Raw genomic sequence first — 17,458 nt, 5'->3', positions numbered from 1 at the left:
AAGACTGCGCCAGGTAGACGGAATCGATGCCTCCGGCGGGGATCTTCGACAGAGATGGGACCGCCCACCCTTCAGGCGAGTCAGGAGCGGAGCCAGACAGACCTGCTCCCCGTCGTCAACACGAGGATCGTTGTGTTGACGACGGGGAGCAGGCGCGTGCCAGAGTCTGCGGACTCACAGCGGAGATGGGCTTCAGGCGGCGGCCGACGGTGGCATGATCGTCGTATTGCAAGCGGATGGTGTCGGACGCGGCGTGCTAGTAGACGATTCCTGGCCGATCGGGACTGGCTCGCTGAAGGGCTGAGCTGGGCGGTGGTTCAGCCAGCGAGTCCCGAGGCACTATCGGCGGGGTCATCAAGCGGCTGCGGGCTAGGCCGTGTGTCGAAGTCGGTGCCAGTGCTTGAGTTGGCCTGAGGATCTTCGCGTGTCGGAGATCGAAAATGGGCGAGGTCTCCGGTAGATGGTTCAGCGACCAAGCAGAACCTAAAACCGGAGACCTCGTGGACACCCTAGCGGTGACGAGGCGGTTTGACCTGACCGACGTGCAGTGGGCGGTGCTGCAGCCGTTGCTGCCGGCGCCGAAGCGGCCAGGTCGACCGTCGTTGTGGAGTAGGCGGCAGTTGATCGATGGGATCCGGTGGCGAATCCGGGTGGGCGCGCCGTGGCGGGACGTGCCGCCGCAATACGGGTCCTGGTCAGCGGTGTATGGGCTGTTCCGGCGGTGGCAGCGCGACGGGACCTGGCAGCGGGTGCTGACGACGTTGCAGACCTTGGCCGACGCGGCCGGGCGGATTACCTGGGACGTGTCGGTGGACTCGACCACGGCCCGCGCTCACCAGCACGCCGCCGGGGCGAGGAAAAGAGGGATCTGCAGGCCGAACCACCCGGCGGTGTCAGCGTCGAGCCGGCCGACCATGCGCTGGGCCGGTCCCGCGGTGGGTTGACCACGAAGCTGCACCTGGGCTGCGAGCAGGGCCAGAAACCCCTCGCCATCGTGCTGACCGCCGGACAGCGCGGCGACAGTCCGCAGTTCATCCCGGTCCTGGCCGCCATCCGCGTCCCCCGCTTGACCACCGGCCGCCCGAGGATCCGCCCGGATCGGGTCTTGGCCGACAAGGCGTACACGTCGAAAGCCAACCGGTCCTACCTGCGGCGACGTGGCATCGCCGCGACCATCCCGAGCAAGGCCGACCAGGACGCCCACCGACGAGCGAAGGGATCCAAGGGAGGCCGGCCACCGGCCTTCGACCCGCACATTTATCAGCAGCGTCATGCCGTGGAGTGCGGCATCAACCGGCTCAAGCGCAACCGCGCCGTGGCCACCCGCTTCGACAAGCTGGCCGTCCGCTACGAAGCCACCATCCACCTCGCCGCAATCAACGAGTGGCTGTGACGGACTTCGACACAGGCCCTAGGCGTCTCGGCCAAGAATTCTAGTTCGGGCGGTCTGCATAGTTGGACTTTTGGTACATTTCATATCCGATCACTGCCGGGATGCGGACGTTGAGTTTTCCAGCGGTCTGGGTGAGCATCTGCTCATAGCTGAGCAGATGGCCGGTAGCGGGCTCCACGATGACCGTGTATCGGGTGGGCAGGCCGCTGAAGCTAGACTCGATCGAGAATGCCTCGCCTCGGCGGCCAGCCCGGTCGGTGACTTCGCCGTCGTAGGCCAGACCTGGAAGTGTGGCTAGCACGCGGAGCACGTTGGCCCGAGTGGAAGGCCCGAGGACACGTTCCCGGGCCAGATCGGTAATCGCGACGATCGCCTCGGCTGGGCCGTTCTCGGTCGGGTGGCCGCGGGCCAGCCACTCCGTCAGGGACGCTAGGTCGGTGGGCGGCTGTTCTTTCCAAATCGCCGGAAACTGTCCAGTGGGAAAGTCCGTCGTTTGACGCTCGGCGGTGGCTCCTGGCGAGCCGTCGCGCTCCCAGGTCTTGCGGTCTTCCTTTGAGCGAAAAATCGGCGTCTCGTAGCTCGAGACTACCCGTCCCGAATCATCCGGGCCCCGCCACGACTCCCGCCGGGCAGGAACCACCGCGGAGGTCACTCGCTTGCCATCAACCTGAGTCCACAGGTCCCAGCTCACGATCACCAGATGTTCATCCTCTCCGCCGCGCGGTTCGTCAGTCGAATGCTCCGCCCTACCCGCGATATCCCTGAGAATCTTCTCCGCTGGCCACGCATTGGCTGGACGTTTAAAGGCGAGCGGCGCCGGCGTTGCCGCGAGCGCCGGATTCGGCGCAGGCCCCAACAAGCTCGTACCCGTCGCTGCTGCGGTGCCGGCGGCTGCTGTGACGGCCGCGGCTAACACAAGCCGACGACGGGTCAGGCCCAACCTCGGCCGATCCGGGCCTCGATTCCCCGACGACATGATCCGCTGCAAATCAACCTGCCGGCCAGTCGCGCCCACCAGGGTCTCCCCTCCCTGTGCCGGGTCCAACGGACCCAGCAGCTGACTAACCTCACGCCTCACGCGTCGAATCATCCGTTTCCCTCCTCTACAACAACCGGTCTCAGCCACCCCGCTGCCGTGTCGGGCGACGGGGCGACGGAACTCAGCTCGCGATGGAGGCGCCGCCGGGCACGGTGCAGCCGCATCGCGAACGCCGCCATCGAGCAGCCAGCCGCCGCAGCCGCATCCCGCATCCCAAGGCCCTCCCAGGCCACCAGACGCAGCACCTCCCGGTCGCTCTCCGGCAACCGCTCGAACGCCACGGCCACCGTCACCCGGCCAATCACCTCATCCGCGTGATCACCAACAACGCCCACGGCGTTCGCCGCGACCCACTCGACGAGTCGTCGGCCGCGCTGAAGACCACGTATCTCGTTTGCGAGCACCCTGCGGGCCACCCCGTACAGCCACGGCAACGGCTCACTCGGCACCTCACCGAACCGTCGCCACGCAACCAAGAACACCTCAGCCACGACATCCCGCACCGCGATATCGGCCGCCCGCCTGCGCACATACCGCTCGACGTCGTCGTAGTAGCGCTCGTACAGCGCCGTAAAACGCTTTTCCACCGCCGGCATCTGACCCCCTTCCACCCATCCTGTGTCCGGCACTGGGCAATGCTTCACACCCCCTTTTCCGGCGTGGGCTAGCAAACGGCATCCTCGGAGACACGATCCGGATCAGTCGAGGCCGTCCGCACCCTACGAGTAGCCCGCCGAGGCGCGGTGAAAGCCCTACCGCCGCAATGAATCAACTGCACCGTCTGCTCGTCTCAGCACCCGAAATGCGCCGAGGGCGAGCTGAGCCACCCCCGGCGCCACGCTCATCGACCGGCAGCGCGACGCTGACGGTCGACGAGACCCGACTCACGATCCGGTCGAGGCCACCAAGGCCGCCTTGGCTGTCATTGGCGACCTGGGTTTAGACGCTGACCGCCGAGAGCCACCCAAGCCGACCTGCGCCTGCAACCCGCCGTCGCCCCGTACCGGCCAACACTTGCACGTCGTCTACGGCGCAGGCACCGACGTCGCAAGGCACCGCCCGCGACAGCCTCGACCGGCTGCGCTCCGAAAGCCGCCCTGGGCACACCTCTGCGGCGCCGCACGCATCCTCGCCAGCTCGGGATGCACCGACAGAGACCGCCTCAACCGTGGCCGAGACACAGCCGCTAACGCCGCCCTAGACGCCGGTGCCCTCGTCCGCATACGTCACGATCCCCGCACCCGCGCATACGTCGACAGACGCACCAAACAGGCCCCAACAAGAATGAGACCCATGCGCTGCCTCAAGCGATACATCGTCCGCGAGATCTACCCGCTCTCCTCGCAACCTGACCACCCTCACCGCCGCTTGACTTCCATAGAAGGATCCTGCCGGATGCCGGGTTGGCCTGATCGAGCTGCTGTTAGCAGGCTGAGCATGGACGGCCGCCGGGGACAGCATCCACGGCGGGAGATTCTCATGCAATCACTTAGGTACTGCGCACCAGACGCATGCTGACTCGCCGCCATGGCAGCGGTCTACCGGCGTATCACCCGGTGCGAAGAAGTCGGGGCGACGGAGAACTGCTGGCGAGGCTGCGGGTTGAGGCGCGGTGTAGCGCCGGCAGCCGGGATTTCGGCGGGCCTTGTCGACTCACAAACAGTGAAGGGCGCCAACACCCGTGGCCTGGGCGGTCGCCTGGTCGACTGGACCCACGACACCCCGCGCACCACGCTCGAGGTCGTCCACAAGCCCGCCGAACAGGCGGCTTCGCGGTTCACCCTTACCGTTGGGTCGAACCCCCCTGGCTTGGCTCACCCTCTCCCGCCCGCTGGCCCGCGACTACGAACGCCACCCGGCCGCCTCCGCCCGCTGGCCGCCATCACCCGCATGACAGGCTCCACGACCAGGCCGACGAACCACCCCACCTAGACCTCGTCAGCCCGTTCTCAAACACACATTAAGCCGTCTGATTGCCGCCAAGTGGAGCGCCCTGCTATACGTCGCCTATACCCGCACCTTCCAAGATGGAGTATGAGAATCCGAACCCAAGTCATAGCGAATCTAGTTGTGGTGCTCATCGCTACTCTCGTCGTTGTCGAACCGGTTCGCGGAAGTTCAGGGAACGAAGCCGAATGCACCGATTATACGATCGTCGGCGTTCGCGGTTCAGGTCAGGGGTACGACGGTCCTCACCGGATGAGTGTGCCTGTCGGCCCCGCCGCCGACCACATCGGTCAACGGCTGGCGTCTAAGCGCGTTCCACAAAGTCAGATTAGTTACGTCTCGTTGGCCTATCCGGCTGCGCCAATTGATTGGAAAGCAGTGTCGGGAGGCTATTGGAGATCGATGGAGGAGGGCGTCGCGAACCTCGTTTCCATTCTTAATACCGCTGCCGCAAGTTGTCCGATATCAAGAACAATTCTGATTGGCTACTCACAAGGAGCTCAGATTGTTCACACAACGCTTGATCGTCAGCTTAGCGAAAGCGCCAGAGGGGCGATCGGCGCCATTCTTCTGATATCTGACCCAATCGGAGTGAACAACGCAAGCTATAGCCATTATATCGACAACCGTACCGGGGAGTATCTGGGAGCATATGGCGGTGGCGGAATCCTCGGCAGTGCACAGATCAACACGCAGTTCACAAGTCGTGCCGTTACTATTTGCCTCGCCCTGGACTTGGTTTGCTCGAGGGGCAGCTCGACCGATGTGCATGGCAGCTATGCTATGGTGGGCTCCTCCGTAAACGTGCTGCAGCACTATGGGAGGTCTGCGGCGGACAAGGCATATGTCCCACGGCCGCCAGGAAGTGCGTCCCTCGAATATCTTGATGGCACGTTACAGGTATTCCAGAGAAGCGTCAACGGCGCGCTACACCATTGGTACTACCGCAACAATGTTTGGATCAACGAATCCATGGGCGACCCGATCAACAGTACGCCCATCGCCGTGAGGTACAACAACCAGCTTAGCGTCTTCGGTCGCAGCATTGACAATCAGCTTCTGCATAGATTTTGGTACGGAACGGGCTGGAGCAGCACCGAAGACCTAGGTGGCTCTATCGTTGGCACACCAGCGGTCACAGCTTATTCCGACGGGACTCTGCATGTCCTAGCCCGGAGCGGCAGCAGCGCGCTGTGGCACTGGTGGTATCGCTTGGATACTGGCTGGAGCAGCGAATCTTTCAGTGACGGCATTTCCGGAGATCCAACCGTCGTGGAGTATGCTAATGGGCTGCATGTGTTCGCGCGGGAGGGCAATTCGTTGCACCACCGCCGGTGGAACGGTAATGGCTGGTCGAAGACCAACCTCGGCGGCGTAATCAGTGGTGATCCAACTGCCGTTGTCTATAATGGCCAGCTTAGCGTGTTCGCCCGAGGCGTGGACAACGCGCTCAAGCACTACTTCACGCAGGACGACCATACCTGGCACTACCAGGGACTTCCTGGCGGGTACATCGCAGGCCGGCCGAGCGCGATAACCTATCTTGACGGTAGTCTACAAATCTATGCCCGTGGCGCTGAAGGAACCCTGTTGCATTGGTACTACTTCGGAAGCTGGCATTATGAAGACAGCGGGCATTCCATTGTCAGTGATCCAGTAGCGGTACAATACGACACGCAACTCTCGGTCTTTGCGACCGCATCTTCAGCTCCGGCCAGCCTCCTGCATACGTGGTGGGATGGTCGTCGATGGTTCACAGAGGAGTTGGGCGAAAGTGTCACAGCTGCTTAACATGAGGCCCGGATTTGACGCAAAAAATTCTTCGCCTCAACGGATGGAAGTGTGAGATATGCAGGTCCGCGCACTACCTGAGAGTGGGCCATCGCCAGCGCGTCCGATACCCCGAATTCGTAGCACCCGTGGGGACTTTGCCTTCCGTCCGCAGAGCGCGGGTATTCATCAGGAGCAACACTTTGTCGTTGCCCGTAAGACATCAGGCCGCCCACGAGTTTCCCCGCCTGGATCCGCTGGAATTCGCGCCGACTTCCGACTGTGGACCGACGCGGCCTACTGGTGAAGAAACGCTAGAGTCGCGCCTGTCTAAGTAGGAGGTCGCCCAATTTGGCGGGTTCATGGTCGGCGGGCGGGGGCGGGTAATGGCGCGGACCTCTAATAACTCTAACTCTTTGAGCGTTAGAGTCGTCGGCAGCGGACGGGATACTCACGCCGGATACGTGAAAGTTTCAAGCCCTGTATCAGGCGACGGTGGCCTGGACCACCCATTCGACGTGGGGTTGATCGCGGCGGGCGATGCGTGGACGGATGAATGTTCTTCGCCCGTACTGTCCGGCGCGGTTGCCGGAGAACTAGCCGGGACGCCGGCGTGGGGTCAGCCACGTCGACTCCCTACGGGCGGGTTCCTGTGGATCAGCGAGAGCAGTTCGGTGATGTCGTGGCGGTTGCCACCGGTCAGCGACACGGCGAGGGGGTTCCGGTGCCTGGGTCAGTGCGTTGCGCAGGTAGACGGCGCGTCGTAGTCCTGAGGGCGGTGCAAAAGCGTTCGATCAGTTCTTCGCTCCATCCGTACGCTGCCAGAGTACTGTCGGAACGCGGCCGATCACTGTTGCTAGCATGGGTGACACGATTCGTCTCGGAGGGCGGAGAGGCTATGAAGTTGACGTGGGATCAGGTGTTCGCATGGCGGATGCGTCGTCAACTTCTTGACCGTCAGGTGAAAGACACCGGTGTAGCTGCCGTCGTGCGGGTCCTCTGTGGTGTGCAGGCGCAGGTCGCGTCATGTGCCGAACTTGCCGTCGCGGCGCGCCAGGCGAAACCAATCAAAGGCGACCTGCCGAAGGCAGTTAAAGACAAGAAGCTCATCAAGACCTGGGCGATGCGCGGCACGTTGCATCTACTGGCCCCGGAAGACGCGCCCGCCTATCTGTCGCTGCTGGCCGCCACCAGGGCGTGGGAGAAGCCGGTGTGGCAGCGCAACTTTGTTACCCTCAAGGAATTAGAGGCGATCGCTGAGGGCGTCTATACAGCGTTGGATGGCAAAGTTCTCACCCGCGAACAGTTGACGGAAGCCGTGATCGAGCATACGAAGGATGCCAGCATCAGGGAGGACCTGACGTCAGGCTGGGGTACGGTGCTCAAGCCGCTGGCGTTTCAGGGATATCTCATCAACGGGCCGAGCGACGGTAACCGAGTCACGTTCACCCGTCCGGACACCTACCTGAGGGGTTGGAAAGGACTGCCGCACCCGGCAGAAGCGGCGCGCGTCGCGATTCCGGCGTACCTCAACAGCTACGGTCCCGCGTCAATCGACGTGTTCAACCAGTGGCTCTACCGCGGCGGGCTGAAGATGACCCATTTGAAGTCATGGTACGCCGACCTCGTTGACGCCGGCGAGCTCATCGAGGTGGACGTTGAGGGTCAGTCAGCGTACGCACCCGCGCGCGAAGTGGACAAGATTGCGAAGGTCAAGCCATTCGACGAGGTGCGCCTACTTCCCGCCTTCGACCAGTATATACTCGGCCCGGGCACGAAGGATACCCAGCTGATCGGCGCCACGCGTCGCAAGGACATCAGCAGGGCAGGGGGATGGATATCTGCCGTAGTGGTTCATCAGGGACGAATCGCCGGCACCTGGGAGCTCAAGGATGACAGGCTGGATGTGGTGCTGTTCAAGGAGTGCGGCGATGTCCCAAAGGGGGAGATTGAGGCGGAAGCCGAGCGCATCGCCACGTTCACCGGCAGTACCCCTGAGGTACAGATTAGAACCGGCTGACGGGGGAGTGGGGAAAACCCCCAGCGGCGCCTACCCTATCTACGGTGCATCTTCTAACCGTTCACGTTCAGGCACGGGTGCACCTCACCTGTTCGCCGGGGCATGTTTTTGCATACCGGGGGGATTTGGGCGCCGGCGGTCTCTCCGGGCGCGCACGGTGCGTATTGTGCATCCCCGCGCGTTGGAACTCCTCCTAACTCATCGAGTGTCGGAGTTCGTCGCCGGCGGATGATGGGCAGAGGGTGAGGAAGTTTGTGGATTCCCAGCGGTTGCGCAGCTGGCGGGACCAGTGGAACAGAGCGATGGTCTGTTCGACGATTTGCCGTCAGATGCGAGGCCGGAGCCTCGCTCGCCCAGGCCAATTATTTCACGCTGGCGGCGGTAGACGTGCTCGACCCTGATGCTGGAGAAAGTGACCTCCGCGACGGCGTTGTCGAAACATGACTCGACCCGGCCCATCGGCTGGCGTACGTTCCACCGTACGAAGGCGCGGGCGAACTCGGCCGAGCAGTACTTCACTGCCCCGATCGCACGGGCCACGGTCGCAGCTCAATGAAACGGGCAGCTAAGTTGAGTGTGCCCGAGGCCGTCACGTCGACAGGTTCAGGGACTAGCGGGCGAGGCCAGACGCTCGCCTGGAAGCCTTGCGCCGCCCGGGACATGGGTGGTGGACAAGCGGATCCATTGCGTCAGCGGTTGCGTCCTGAGTTGTTGCGCGCGCTGCGAGCGTGTTGGCACAGTACGACGCAGGCCAGCACGACCAGCGCTGCCCCGATCGAGGCAGGGGTGACGGTCTCTGCGAGCAGTAGCGCGGACCAGAGCAGAGTGAGTACCGGCTGTGTGAGCTGGATCTGGCCGACCTGGGCGATGCCACCTCGGGCTAGGCCTGCGTACCAGGCGAAGAAACCAAGGAACATGGAGATTGCGGTGAGGTAGCCGAACGCCGACCAGGCAGCGGCGTCGGCGCGCGGCGGGTGGGCCGACGCGGCGACGAGCGTGATGAGCAGGGTGACGGGCAGCGAGAGCAGCAGGGCCCAGCAGATCGTCCGGGCGCCGCCCATTTCCCGGGCGAGCGCGCCGCCCTCGGCGTATCCCAGCCCACACAGGACGACCGCCGCGAGCAGGAAAAGGTCGGCCGTCGACAGTGCGCCGTGCACAGCACCGCTCGTGATCAGGAAGGCGAGCACCGCCAGTAGCCCGCCGATGCTGGCGGCCCAGAACAACAGGGGTGGGCGCTCGCCGGCTCGCAGTACCGCGAACACGGCGGTCATGGCGGGCAGCACGGTGATGACCACCGCGCCGTGTGCCGAGGTGTGGGTGGTCAGTGCCAGCGAGGTGAACAGCGGGAAGCCGACGACCACGCCCAGCGCGACGATCGACAGTCGCCGCCACTGGCTCCTAGTCGGCCGGGGCGGGTTGGTGGACCGTAGGTACGCCGTTGCCAGTAACGCCGCACCGACGGCTCGACCGAAGGCTACGAACCACGGGTCGAGTTGCTGAACGGCGACGCGGGTGGCCGGAAGCGACATGCTGAAAGCGAGCACGCCCAGCGCGCCGAGCGTAAGACCGATGACCCGATCCGCCGTTACCGTAGTTTCGGCAGTAGCGCTACTCTGTTTCTTCATGAACGACGGTAACGCGGTGGACCGCATTATCCAAGATCTGCGCGGGCTCGTGGCCGCCGCGGACGCCGGCACACGGCTGCCTTCGGTGCGCGAGTTGACCACCCGACATCAGGCCTCGCCGGTGACTGTAGCCGAGGCGGTCCGACGGCTGGTGGCGCAAGGCCTGATCGAGACGCGACCAGGAAAGGGCACCTTCGTGGCCGCCCTTCCGCACGAGCGACGCGCCCCCGACCTGTCCTGGCAGACCGTCGCTCTCGGTGCCCGCCGACCTGGCGAGGAGGAGGTGCAAGCGTTACTGGCGTTGCCCCCTGCGGGAGCGATTCCGCTATCTGGCGGCTACCTGGACGCAGATCTGCAGCCGGCCGCGACGCTCGGCGCCGCGCTCGCCCGGGCGGCCCGGCAGCCCACGGCATGGCAGCGCTGGCCCGTCGAGGGGCGCGAGGACCTGCGCGCCTGGTTCGCCCGTGAGGCCGGGGCCCGGCTGCGCGCCGACGACATGGTGATCTGCCCGGGCGGGCAGGCGGCGCTGTCGTCCGCGTTGCGCGCGCTCGCCGCACCCGGCGATACCCTGCTCGTCGAGTCCCCGACTTACCTGGGGGCGCTGGCCGCCGCCCGGGCGGCTGGGCTCCGAGTAGTACCGGTGCCCGCCGACGCCGACGGCGTAGTCCCTAACCAGCTCGCCGCCGCGTTTGCTCGCACCGGCGCGCGACTGTTCTATTGCCAACCGCTTTACGCCAACCCGACCGGCGCGACCCTGGCAGCTCACCGCCGAGTCGAGGTCGCCGGTGCCATACGCGACGCCGGAGCGTTCCTGATCGAGGACGACTACGCCCGCGACCTCACCATCGACGGAGAGGCCCCGCTACCGCTGGCCGCCGACGACCCTGACGGGCACGTAATCTACCTGCGCTCACTGACCAAGTCGGTCGCTCCCGGCCTCCGCGTCGCCGCGATCGGCGCCCGCGGCCCAGCCGGGGCCCGGCTGCGTTCGGCCAGGTTGCTCGACGACTTCTTCGTCGCCGGCCCGCTGCAGCAGGCCACGCTGGAGTTCGTCACCGCACCGGCGTGGACGAGGCACCGCCGCACCCTGCGCACCGCGTTGCGGGCACGGCGCGAGGCGCTTCTGACCGCACTGCGCCGGCACCTGCCCGAACTCGCCCTGCCGACGGTCCCACGCGGCGGCCTGCACCTGTGGGTCCGCCTTCCGGACAGCACCGACGATGTCGCGCTGGCCGCCGCAGCGACCGCCGAAGGCGTCGTCGTCTTCCCCGGCCGTCCCTGGTACGCGGCAGAACCCCCGGCGCCGCACCTGCGCCTGACCTACGCCGCTGCCCCACCCGACCTCATGGACGAGGCCGTTCGCCGCCTCGCTCGCGCCCTCCGAAAAGAAGCGACACCCTCTTAGGTGAACCCCCTCGGCGACGTTCGCTGTACGGCCGTCACCCGACAGCGCGCTGACCACGACCGGCCGCTCGTGACCCACGTGTTTGGCGAAGCACGGTCGCGACGGTCAGCGACGCGGCGACAACCAGCAGTGCGGCGACGATCGCGGATACCCGCATGCCGGCCGCGAAGGCCTCTCGAGCCGCGCTAAGAACCGCCGGGGGCAGTTCTGCGGCGGTCGCGCCGCCGAGCGAGTCGCGGGCGGCGTCCGCCACGCGCTGCGACGTTCCGGCCGGTAGGGCGGCGCCGATCCGCTCACGGTACACGGCGGCGCCTATGCTGCCCAGGACCGCGATGCCCAGGGCTCCGCCGAGTTCGGTCGCGGTTTCGGAGATGGCCGACGCGGCGCCTGCCCGCTGGGGTGGTGCGGCACTGATGACGATGTCAACACCGAGGGTGGACGCGGGCAGGATGCCTCCGAATGCGAAGGCGAGACCGATGACCAGTTGAGGCAGGTCACCCGTGTCGTCAAGACCGGCCAGGACGGCGAAGCCCGGCGCGGCCAGCGCCAACCCGCCGACGATGACATGCGTGGGACGCAGCCGACCGCTGGCGGCCGTCGCGAGCATGGTGAGCAGGAGCCCCACCAGCAGCGGGGGCACCATCCAGAGCCCGGCGGCGAGCGGGCTCAGCCCGAGAACGAGTTGCACGTATTGCGCGGTGAAGTAGGTGATCCCGAATAGAACGAGCGTGCTGAGTAGCAGGACGGACAGCGCCACGCTGAAGGTCCGCCGCCGGAACAGTGTCAGGTCGATCAACGGGTGGTTGGATCGACGCAGCCCGGCGATGAACAGGAGGCCTGCGGTGAGCCCGACCCCCATTGCCAGCGCGGTCACTCCGTCAAGGCCGTCCTCGGCGGCGCGTTTGAGGCCATAGATTGCGGCCAGCACCGCGATCAGCGACAGTACCGCGCCGGCCCAGTCCAACCGGGGCGGGTGGTGATCGCGGTGCTCCGGCAACAGTACCGGCGCGAAGGCCAACAGGATCGCCATTACCGGGACGGCAAGCAGGAACACCGAGCCCCACCAGAAGAACTCCAGCAGCACGCCGCCGACGACGGGGCCGAGCGCGGCGCCCGCCATGAGGGTCATCGACCACGCGGCAACGGCCATGGCGCGCTGCTTCGCGTCGTGGAACATGTTGCGGATGAGCGCCAACGTCGATGGCATGAGCGTCGAACCGGCGACGCCCAGTAGCGCGCGGGCGACGATCAGCGTTTCCGCGCTGGTCGAGTAGGCGGCCAGCAGCGACGCCACGCCGAAGCCGACGGCACCGGCCAGTAGCAACCGGCGCCGGCCGATCCGGTCACCAATGGCCCCCATAACAATCAGCAGACCGGCGACAAAGAAGCTGTAGACGTCCACGATCCACAGCAGTTGAGCGCCGGACGGGTTCAGCGCGGCGCTGATCTGCGGCACTGCCAGGTGCAGGACGGTCATGTCCATCGAGATGAGCAGCGTGGGAAGGCCGAGCACAACCAAACCGAGCCACTCTCGCCGCCCTGCGGCCACTCTCCCGCCCGTGGCGGGCGCTGCCCCCTTCGTCGTCACCGGTCCTCCTACCTTGTTAGTCTCTTCAGAGAACTGACCGTACCATGGTCCGTCCCTTAAAGAAACTGGTAGGTGGTTGGCATGCAGAGGACGAATTTCGCCGAGATCTCCTGCTCGATCGCGCGTACCTTCGATCTGCTCGGCGAGCCTTGGACGGCCCTGATCTTGCGCGATGTCTTCACCGGGGTCACCCGCTTCGAGGGCCTTCAGCGTGACCTCGGCGTATCCCGCAAGGTGCTCGCCGAACGGCTCGGCCGGCTCGTGGACCAGCAAGTACTCCGGCGGCGATCGTACTCGGATCGACCGCCTCGCTATGAGTACCTGCTTACCGACAAGGGCTTTGAGCTCTGCGCGGTGCTGTTGGTCGCGGTTGCATGGGGCGACCGCTGGACGGCGGGATCGGCCGGGCCGCCCGCGTTGCTTTACCACCGTACGTGCGGCGCGCTCACGCGCGCCGAGGTCCGCTGCGCCGAGTGCGGCGAACCACTCCACGCCACCGACGTCGACATCGAAGACGGCCGCGGGCCCACGCGATGAGAAGGCGTAGCCGGCCGAGCCACATCGGCGCCGGTGCCGGCACAGCGCCGCCGCCATCGTTCGAACGTTGCTCAGCGGCGGCACCGGTCCGCTCTACAACACCCGCAGCGGGGCCTGGGCGTCGCCGCTCGGGACGCGATTCACCACCTGAACCCCGTCGGCTCAGCTCCCGACACTCGAGTACTGAACCTGTAAAGCGGGGGACGGTAAGACGGACGGCGCCTCCCTGTGTCAAGGCGTTGGCAACAGAGAGGCCTCCAACTTGTTTGATCGTTGGTGGAGGTCGTGGTCTGCAGCCATGATTTCGAGGCGGTGATTGGGATGCTCGGGTTACACCTGCCGCCCACGGGGCTGGCTGCCGAACGGTCTGCGTCCCGGCCACGGCCGCCGGCGAGTGTGGCTCGAGAGCGGTCTGTTTGGTCCAAAGTTGGTCTGCCCCTCCTCGCCGGAGCCAAGCAGCCCTGTCCGGGCTGTCATGCATGATGCCCTCGCGGCTCTACAAGCGTTGACTGAGCACCACGACCTGGTCCGCACCCGGACCCAGACCGTCCACAGAATGCATGCCGTGCTCGCCCAACCCGTTCCCTCCGGCCTTGCCTCGTCGGCTGGGGCTTGTGTCGAATTGGGTTCACAGCCCACTCATTGATGACGGCAATCAGCACGGTGACTTCGTACGCACGGTGCGCTTGTAGGAGCGCGTCGCGACGGCACGGTTACGCTTCAGGCGGTTGATCCCGCACTACAGGGCATAGCGCTGCTTGTACCGCTCGGGGTCGAAGGTCGTGATCGGCCGCCCTTTGAGCCGAGTCTGCGCCGGTTGGCGTCCTGGTCGGCCTCGGAATGGGATGGGTGCAGCGACCGCGTCGGCAGGTAGCGGCGGCTGGATCGAGCGTGTATGCCTTGTCGGCCAGGACCCGGTCCGGGCGAGTGCGAGGCCGGCCCGCGGCCAGCCGGGGCACCGGGATGCCGTCGAGCACCAGGATAAAGTGCGGGCTGTCCGCGCGCTGTCCGCGCGCTGTCCGGCGGTCAACGCGGTGAAAGCGGCTTCTGCCCTTGCTAGCAGGCCAGGTGCAGCTGCCGCCACTAAAAACAGGGCATACACGCCGACCAGGACCCGTACCGGGGCGGCACCTCCCGCCACGGAGCATCCACCCGGGTCCGCCACCGGATCCCGTCAATCAACTGCCGCCTACTCCACAACGACCGTCGATCCGGCGGCTTCGGCGCCGGTAGCAACGGCTCCAGCACGCCGGCCACTGCCCGTCGGTCGGGTCGAACCGCCACGTCACCGCTGGCTATCCACGAGGTCTTCGGGTGCAGGTTCTGGTTGGTCCACCTCGCCACATTTAGATCTCTGACACGCGAAGATCCTCAAACCTGCTCAAGTCCTGGCCCCGGACTTCGATACAGCATCCATGATCGAACCCGGCCTGGCCGCCTTGCCTCAGGTGAGCGCGCTGCGGCGGCTCCGAAGCTCTCGCGATGTCACGCATAAAAGGGTATCGTCGCGTGACAGAGTCAGTCACGGGTAGATGGTCGTCAAGGCGTGACTCGGTTCGTCTTGACTGGCGGGCGGAGGTGTCATGAGCGCGAAAGCGCGGGTGCGCGAACGGGGCCGGCCGCATGGTTGGCGAGGTGGTGTGCGCATTGGGTCCGGCCTGGCTGTGGCGGCATTTGCGTTGGCGGTCAGCTTCGGTGCGGCTGCGGTCACGGAGGGCTGGCCGGCGTGGCTTGTGGTGCTGATGTCGGCGGTCGTGTTCGCCGGTGGGGCACAGTTCGCGCTGGTGATCGCATTCAGTGGCGGAGGTGGCACCATGGCCGCGCTGGGGGCGGCGACGCTGATCAATCTGCGGTTCGTTCCGATGGCTGTCACGGCGTCGCGCTCGCTGATTGGTGGCCGGTGGGTGCGGTCGGTGCACGCCCAGGCCGTTGTGGATGGTTCGTGGGCGGCGGCTCATCGCCCGGATGGATCGGTGGATCGGGAGCTGATGATCGCCGCGTCGCTGATGCAGTGGCCGGCGTGGGTCGCCGGCACTGCGATCGGGGCTTATCTCACGCCCGGACCGGACCTCGCTCACGCACTGGGGCTGGATACGATCTTCCCGGCGTTCTTCCTCGTCTTCGTGCTCGATTCGCTACGGGACGAGCCGAGGCATCGGTCGACCGTGTTTCTGGCGGCGTTGATCGCCGCGATGATGTGCTGGTTCGTCCCGCCGGGGATTGCGCTGCTGTGCGCCGGCATTGCCTCCCTGTTGGCATTGCGTGAGACGAGGAGGCGCGCATGAGTTCGATGCTGGTCACGGTTCTGATCTTCGCCGTCATCAACTACGGGGTGAAGGCGGTAGGGCCGGTGTTGCTGTATGAGCGGCGGTTCCCCGAGCAGGTTGAAGCGGTGATCGAGGCGCTGCCTGCGGCCCTTCTGGCCGGGATGCTGGTCTCCGTCGTGGTCGATGCACAGTGGCGTGGCCTAGATCCGGCGATTCTCGCGGGCCTGACCGGAGCCGCTGTGGCGTGGCGACTGCATGCCGGGCAGCTGGTGACAGTGCTCGTGTGCCTGGCCATCACGGTCGCCGTGCGGTGGTTGTTCTGATGCTCGGCGTTCCGATGGAGGCCTACGGGGCATTCCTGGCGGCGTCCTTCGTGATCGCCGTGGTGCCCGGCGCTGACCATGTCTACCTCGGCGCCGTCGCGCTGCGGAACGGTCGGCGCGCGGGAGTGGTCGCGGCATCCGGGATGGCCGTCTCAATGACGGTCCACACCCTCGTCGCGGTCACCGGTGTTGGCGCGGTCGTGGTAGCCCTCCCGGCCGCGCTGGTGACCATCCGCCTGGTGGGCGCCGGCTACCTCGTCTACCTCGGCATGGGAGCACTGCGCCGCGCGGACGGGCCGGACGCGCCGCCGGTGACGGCCACCGGCCGGAACTTCTGGCGCGCCATGGTCGTGAATCTCACCAATCCGAAGATCGTGATCTTCTTCATCGCGTTCCTGCCTCAGTTCGTCGACACCACTATCGGACACTCCGCCGTACAGCTTTTAGTCCTCGGGCTCTCGTTTGTCGTCGTCGGCTTCCTCATCGACACCGTCTACGCATTGTTGGGTGGGCTCGTCGGACGCCTCCTGGCCCGGCGAGGCAAGAATGCGCGGGCGCTTGCCATGATCAGCGGTATCGTCTACCTCGTTCTCGGCGCGCTGGTGCTTGCATCACTCCTTATCGACCTGCTCGCCGTCCGACCGGAGCCCTTCTGAGCACCTGTGTGGTGGGACAACGGTAGCCGAATCGGTCGTTCGGGCGGCGTTTGCGACTTGCCGCCCGGCTTCGAGATCGGCGAAGGCGATGTCCCCCTTACCTTTGTTGATCGTGTCTAGGTCGGGGGAATCTCGGTCGCCCAACGGGTCGAGTAAATCATGACCGCCCCCGACGAGCAGACCGTCACCGTCCCCGGCGTCCCAGGCTGCGGAGACGGTCCCGGCCCGCCCCCGGCGACTCCCTCCGCGACATCCTGCGACAACACGACCAGGCCGCCGACGAGGTCGAAAGGATGCTCGATGCACACCCTCCAGCCACGGTCCTGCCCTCGATGCCGGCATCGGCGTCGGGACCGCCGCTAGGATCCTCCTTGAAGTCGGCGACGGCACCGCTTTTGCCACCCCCCGGATACCTCATTACTGCGTCGACCTAGTAATGCAACGACAGTTATGGATGCCGGTTGCGCATGATGTCGGCTGTGATTGTGGCGGAGGCCGATGCATGGGCGGCCGAGATGGATCGGCTGCGGGCTCGGAATGGAGGCCTCTTTTGGCGGGCGGAGCCGCGGGCGCGGGGGCGGCACTACCTGTGCGGGCTCGCGGCGGGGGCTGTAGCGGAAGAACGGCCGGGCCCTGGCCGAGCGTGCGGGTGAGGTGTCGCCGGAGGGGATGCAGCGGTTTTGCGGTAGGCGGACTGGGATGTCGTGGCGGTCCGTGATGCCGTGCGGGACCACCTGATCGGGCACCTTGGTGACCCACAGGGTGTGCTGTTCGTCGATGACACCGGCGTCTTGAAAATGGCATCCGTTTGGCGGGGGGTCTGGCGTGGCAGCGGATTGTCTGTGGATTGTAGACCGCGGAGACGCAGCCAATCTGATTGGCTGGGAC

The 17,458-nt window shown here is 65.8% G+C and carries 13 protein-coding genes and 1 pseudogene; 9 read left to right on the top strand and 5 right to left on the bottom strand.

What is annotated here, in order from left to right; all coding sequences use genetic code 11:
* Positions 1–440 precede the first annotated feature (440 nt).
* Positions 441–1,393 (top strand): IS5 family transposase gene (locus tag GA0070609_RS16335; protein ID WP_408630598.1). Its coding sequence is split into 2 segments (ribosomal slippage): positions 441–905 and positions 908–1,393, totalling 951 coding nucleotides; the frame shifts between segments, so codons are not numbered across the junction.
* A gap of 40 nt (positions 1,394–1,433) precedes the next feature.
* On the opposite strand, the gene GA0070609_RS16330 is transcribed toward GA0070609_RS16335, so the two are convergent.
* Positions 1,434–2,408, bottom strand: coding sequence for a CU044_5270 family protein (locus GA0070609_RS16330; RefSeq protein WP_157748200.1), 975 nt, complete (start codon positions 2,406–2,408; stop codon positions 1,434–1,436).
* 71 nt (positions 2,409–2,479) lie between these two features.
* Complete coding sequence (locus tag GA0070609_RS16325) at positions 2,480–3,028, bottom strand: RNA polymerase sigma factor (RefSeq protein WP_088994590.1); 549 nt, start codon at positions 3,026–3,028, stop codon at positions 2,480–2,482.
* A 1,474-nt stretch (positions 3,029–4,502) separates the two neighbouring features.
* Between GA0070609_RS16325 and GA0070609_RS16320 the strand changes: the two genes are divergently transcribed.
* Both GA0070609_RS16320 and GA0070609_RS16315 read left to right on the top strand, forming a co-directional pair.
* Positions 4,503–6,170, top strand: a complete 1,668-nt coding sequence (locus GA0070609_RS16320; protein WP_172899347.1) for a cutinase family protein — start codon at positions 4,503–4,505, stop codon at positions 6,168–6,170.
* Between the two features lie 877 nt (positions 6,171–7,047).
* Positions 7,048–8,169, top strand: a complete 1,122-nt coding sequence (locus tag GA0070609_RS16315; protein ID WP_088994588.1) for a winged helix DNA-binding domain-containing protein — start codon at positions 7,048–7,050, stop codon at positions 8,167–8,169.
* A 689-nt stretch (positions 8,170–8,858) separates the two neighbouring features.
* On the opposite strand, the gene GA0070609_RS16310 is transcribed toward GA0070609_RS16315, so the two are convergent.
* Positions 8,859–9,794 (bottom strand): DMT family transporter, encoded by a 936-nt coding sequence (locus tag GA0070609_RS16310; protein WP_088994587.1) that lies wholly within the window; start codon positions 9,792–9,794, stop codon positions 8,859–8,861.
* Between GA0070609_RS16310 and GA0070609_RS16305 the strand changes: the two genes are divergently transcribed.
* Positions 9,793–11,199 (top strand): aminotransferase-like domain-containing protein, encoded by a 1,407-nt coding sequence (locus tag GA0070609_RS16305; RefSeq protein WP_088994586.1) that lies wholly within the window; start codon positions 9,793–9,795, stop codon positions 11,197–11,199. The genes GA0070609_RS16310 and GA0070609_RS16305 overlap by 2 nt on opposite strands.
* A gap of 34 nt (positions 11,200–11,233) precedes the next feature.
* Here the strand turns inward: GA0070609_RS16305 and GA0070609_RS16300 are convergent, their stop codons facing one another.
* A complete protein-coding gene (locus GA0070609_RS16300) occupies positions 11,234–12,787 on the bottom strand; it encodes an MFS transporter (protein WP_231928291.1) in 1,554 nt (517 codons plus the stop codon).
* An 81-nt stretch (positions 12,788–12,868) separates the two neighbouring features.
* Between GA0070609_RS16300 and GA0070609_RS16295 the strand changes: the two genes are divergently transcribed.
* On the top strand, positions 12,869–13,324 hold the full coding sequence (locus GA0070609_RS16295; RefSeq protein WP_088994585.1) for a winged helix-turn-helix transcriptional regulator: 456 nt from the start codon (positions 12,869–12,871) through the stop codon (positions 13,322–13,324).
* 1,083 nt (positions 13,325–14,407) lie between these two features.
* Here the strand turns inward: GA0070609_RS16295 and GA0070609_RS34440 are convergent.
* Entirely contained in the window at positions 14,408–14,572 is a 165-nt protein-coding gene (locus GA0070609_RS34440; RefSeq protein WP_231928882.1) for a transposase, read from the bottom strand.
* Between the two features lie 335 nt (positions 14,573–14,907).
* On the opposite strand from GA0070609_RS34440, the gene GA0070609_RS16285 reads away from it, so the two are divergent.
* The 4 genes and pseudogenes from GA0070609_RS16285 to GA0070609_RS34435 form a co-directional block, all read left to right on the top strand.
* On the top strand, positions 14,908–15,609 hold the full coding sequence (locus tag GA0070609_RS16285) for an AzlC family ABC transporter permease (protein WP_088994584.1): 702 nt from the start codon (positions 14,908–14,910) through the stop codon (positions 15,607–15,609).
* Positions 15,606–15,914, top strand: a complete 309-nt coding sequence (locus tag GA0070609_RS16280) for an AzlD domain-containing protein (RefSeq protein ID WP_088994583.1) — start codon at positions 15,606–15,608, stop codon at positions 15,912–15,914. The genes GA0070609_RS16285 and GA0070609_RS16280 overlap by 4 nt, the downstream gene beginning before the upstream one ends.
* A complete protein-coding gene (locus GA0070609_RS16275; protein WP_157748199.1) occupies positions 15,902–16,570 on the top strand; it encodes a LysE family translocator in 669 nt (222 codons plus the stop codon). The genes GA0070609_RS16280 and GA0070609_RS16275 overlap by 13 nt, the downstream gene beginning before the upstream one ends.
* Before the next feature lie 156 nt (positions 16,571–16,726).
* Positions 16,727–16,976 (top strand): annotated as a pseudogene (locus GA0070609_RS34435) (IS110 family transposase); the annotation flags it as partial.
* Positions 16,977–17,458: the final 482 nt, after the last annotated feature.

It is taken from the genome of Micromonospora echinaurantiaca, from assembly GCF_900090235.1.
GTDB lineage: Bacteria > Actinomycetota > Actinomycetes > Mycobacteriales > Micromonosporaceae > Micromonospora > Micromonospora echinaurantiaca.
The sequence above is the reverse complement of the archived record's forward strand: the minus strand, read 5'-3'. Positions and strand labels throughout refer to the sequence as shown.

Bases quoted from the DNA above. Each gene is read 5' to 3' on its own strand.
- GA0070609_RS16295 (WP_088994585.1), top strand. From the start codon at position 12,869: ATGCAGAGGACGAATTTCGCCGAGATCTCCTGCTCGATCGCGCGTACC.
- GA0070609_RS16280 (WP_088994583.1), top strand. From the start codon at position 15,606: ATGAGTTCGATGCTGGTCACGGTTCTGATCTTCGCCGTCATCAACTAC.
- GA0070609_RS16285 (WP_088994584.1), top strand. From the start codon at position 14,908: ATGAGCGCGAAAGCGCGGGTGCGCGAACGGGGCCGGCCGCATGGTTGG.
- GA0070609_RS16325 (WP_088994590.1), bottom strand. From the start codon at position 3,028: ATGCCGGCGGTGGAAAAGCGTTTTACGGCGCTGTACGAGCGCTACTAC.
- GA0070609_RS16305 (WP_088994586.1), top strand. From the start codon at position 9,793: ATGAACGACGGTAACGCGGTGGACCGCATTATCCAAGATCTGCGCGGG.
- GA0070609_RS16310 (WP_088994587.1), bottom strand. From the start codon at position 9,794: ATGAAGAAACAGAGTAGCGCTACTGCCGAAACTACGGTAACGGCGGAT.
- GA0070609_RS16315 (WP_088994588.1), top strand. From the start codon at position 7,048: ATGAAGTTGACGTGGGATCAGGTGTTCGCATGGCGGATGCGTCGTCAA.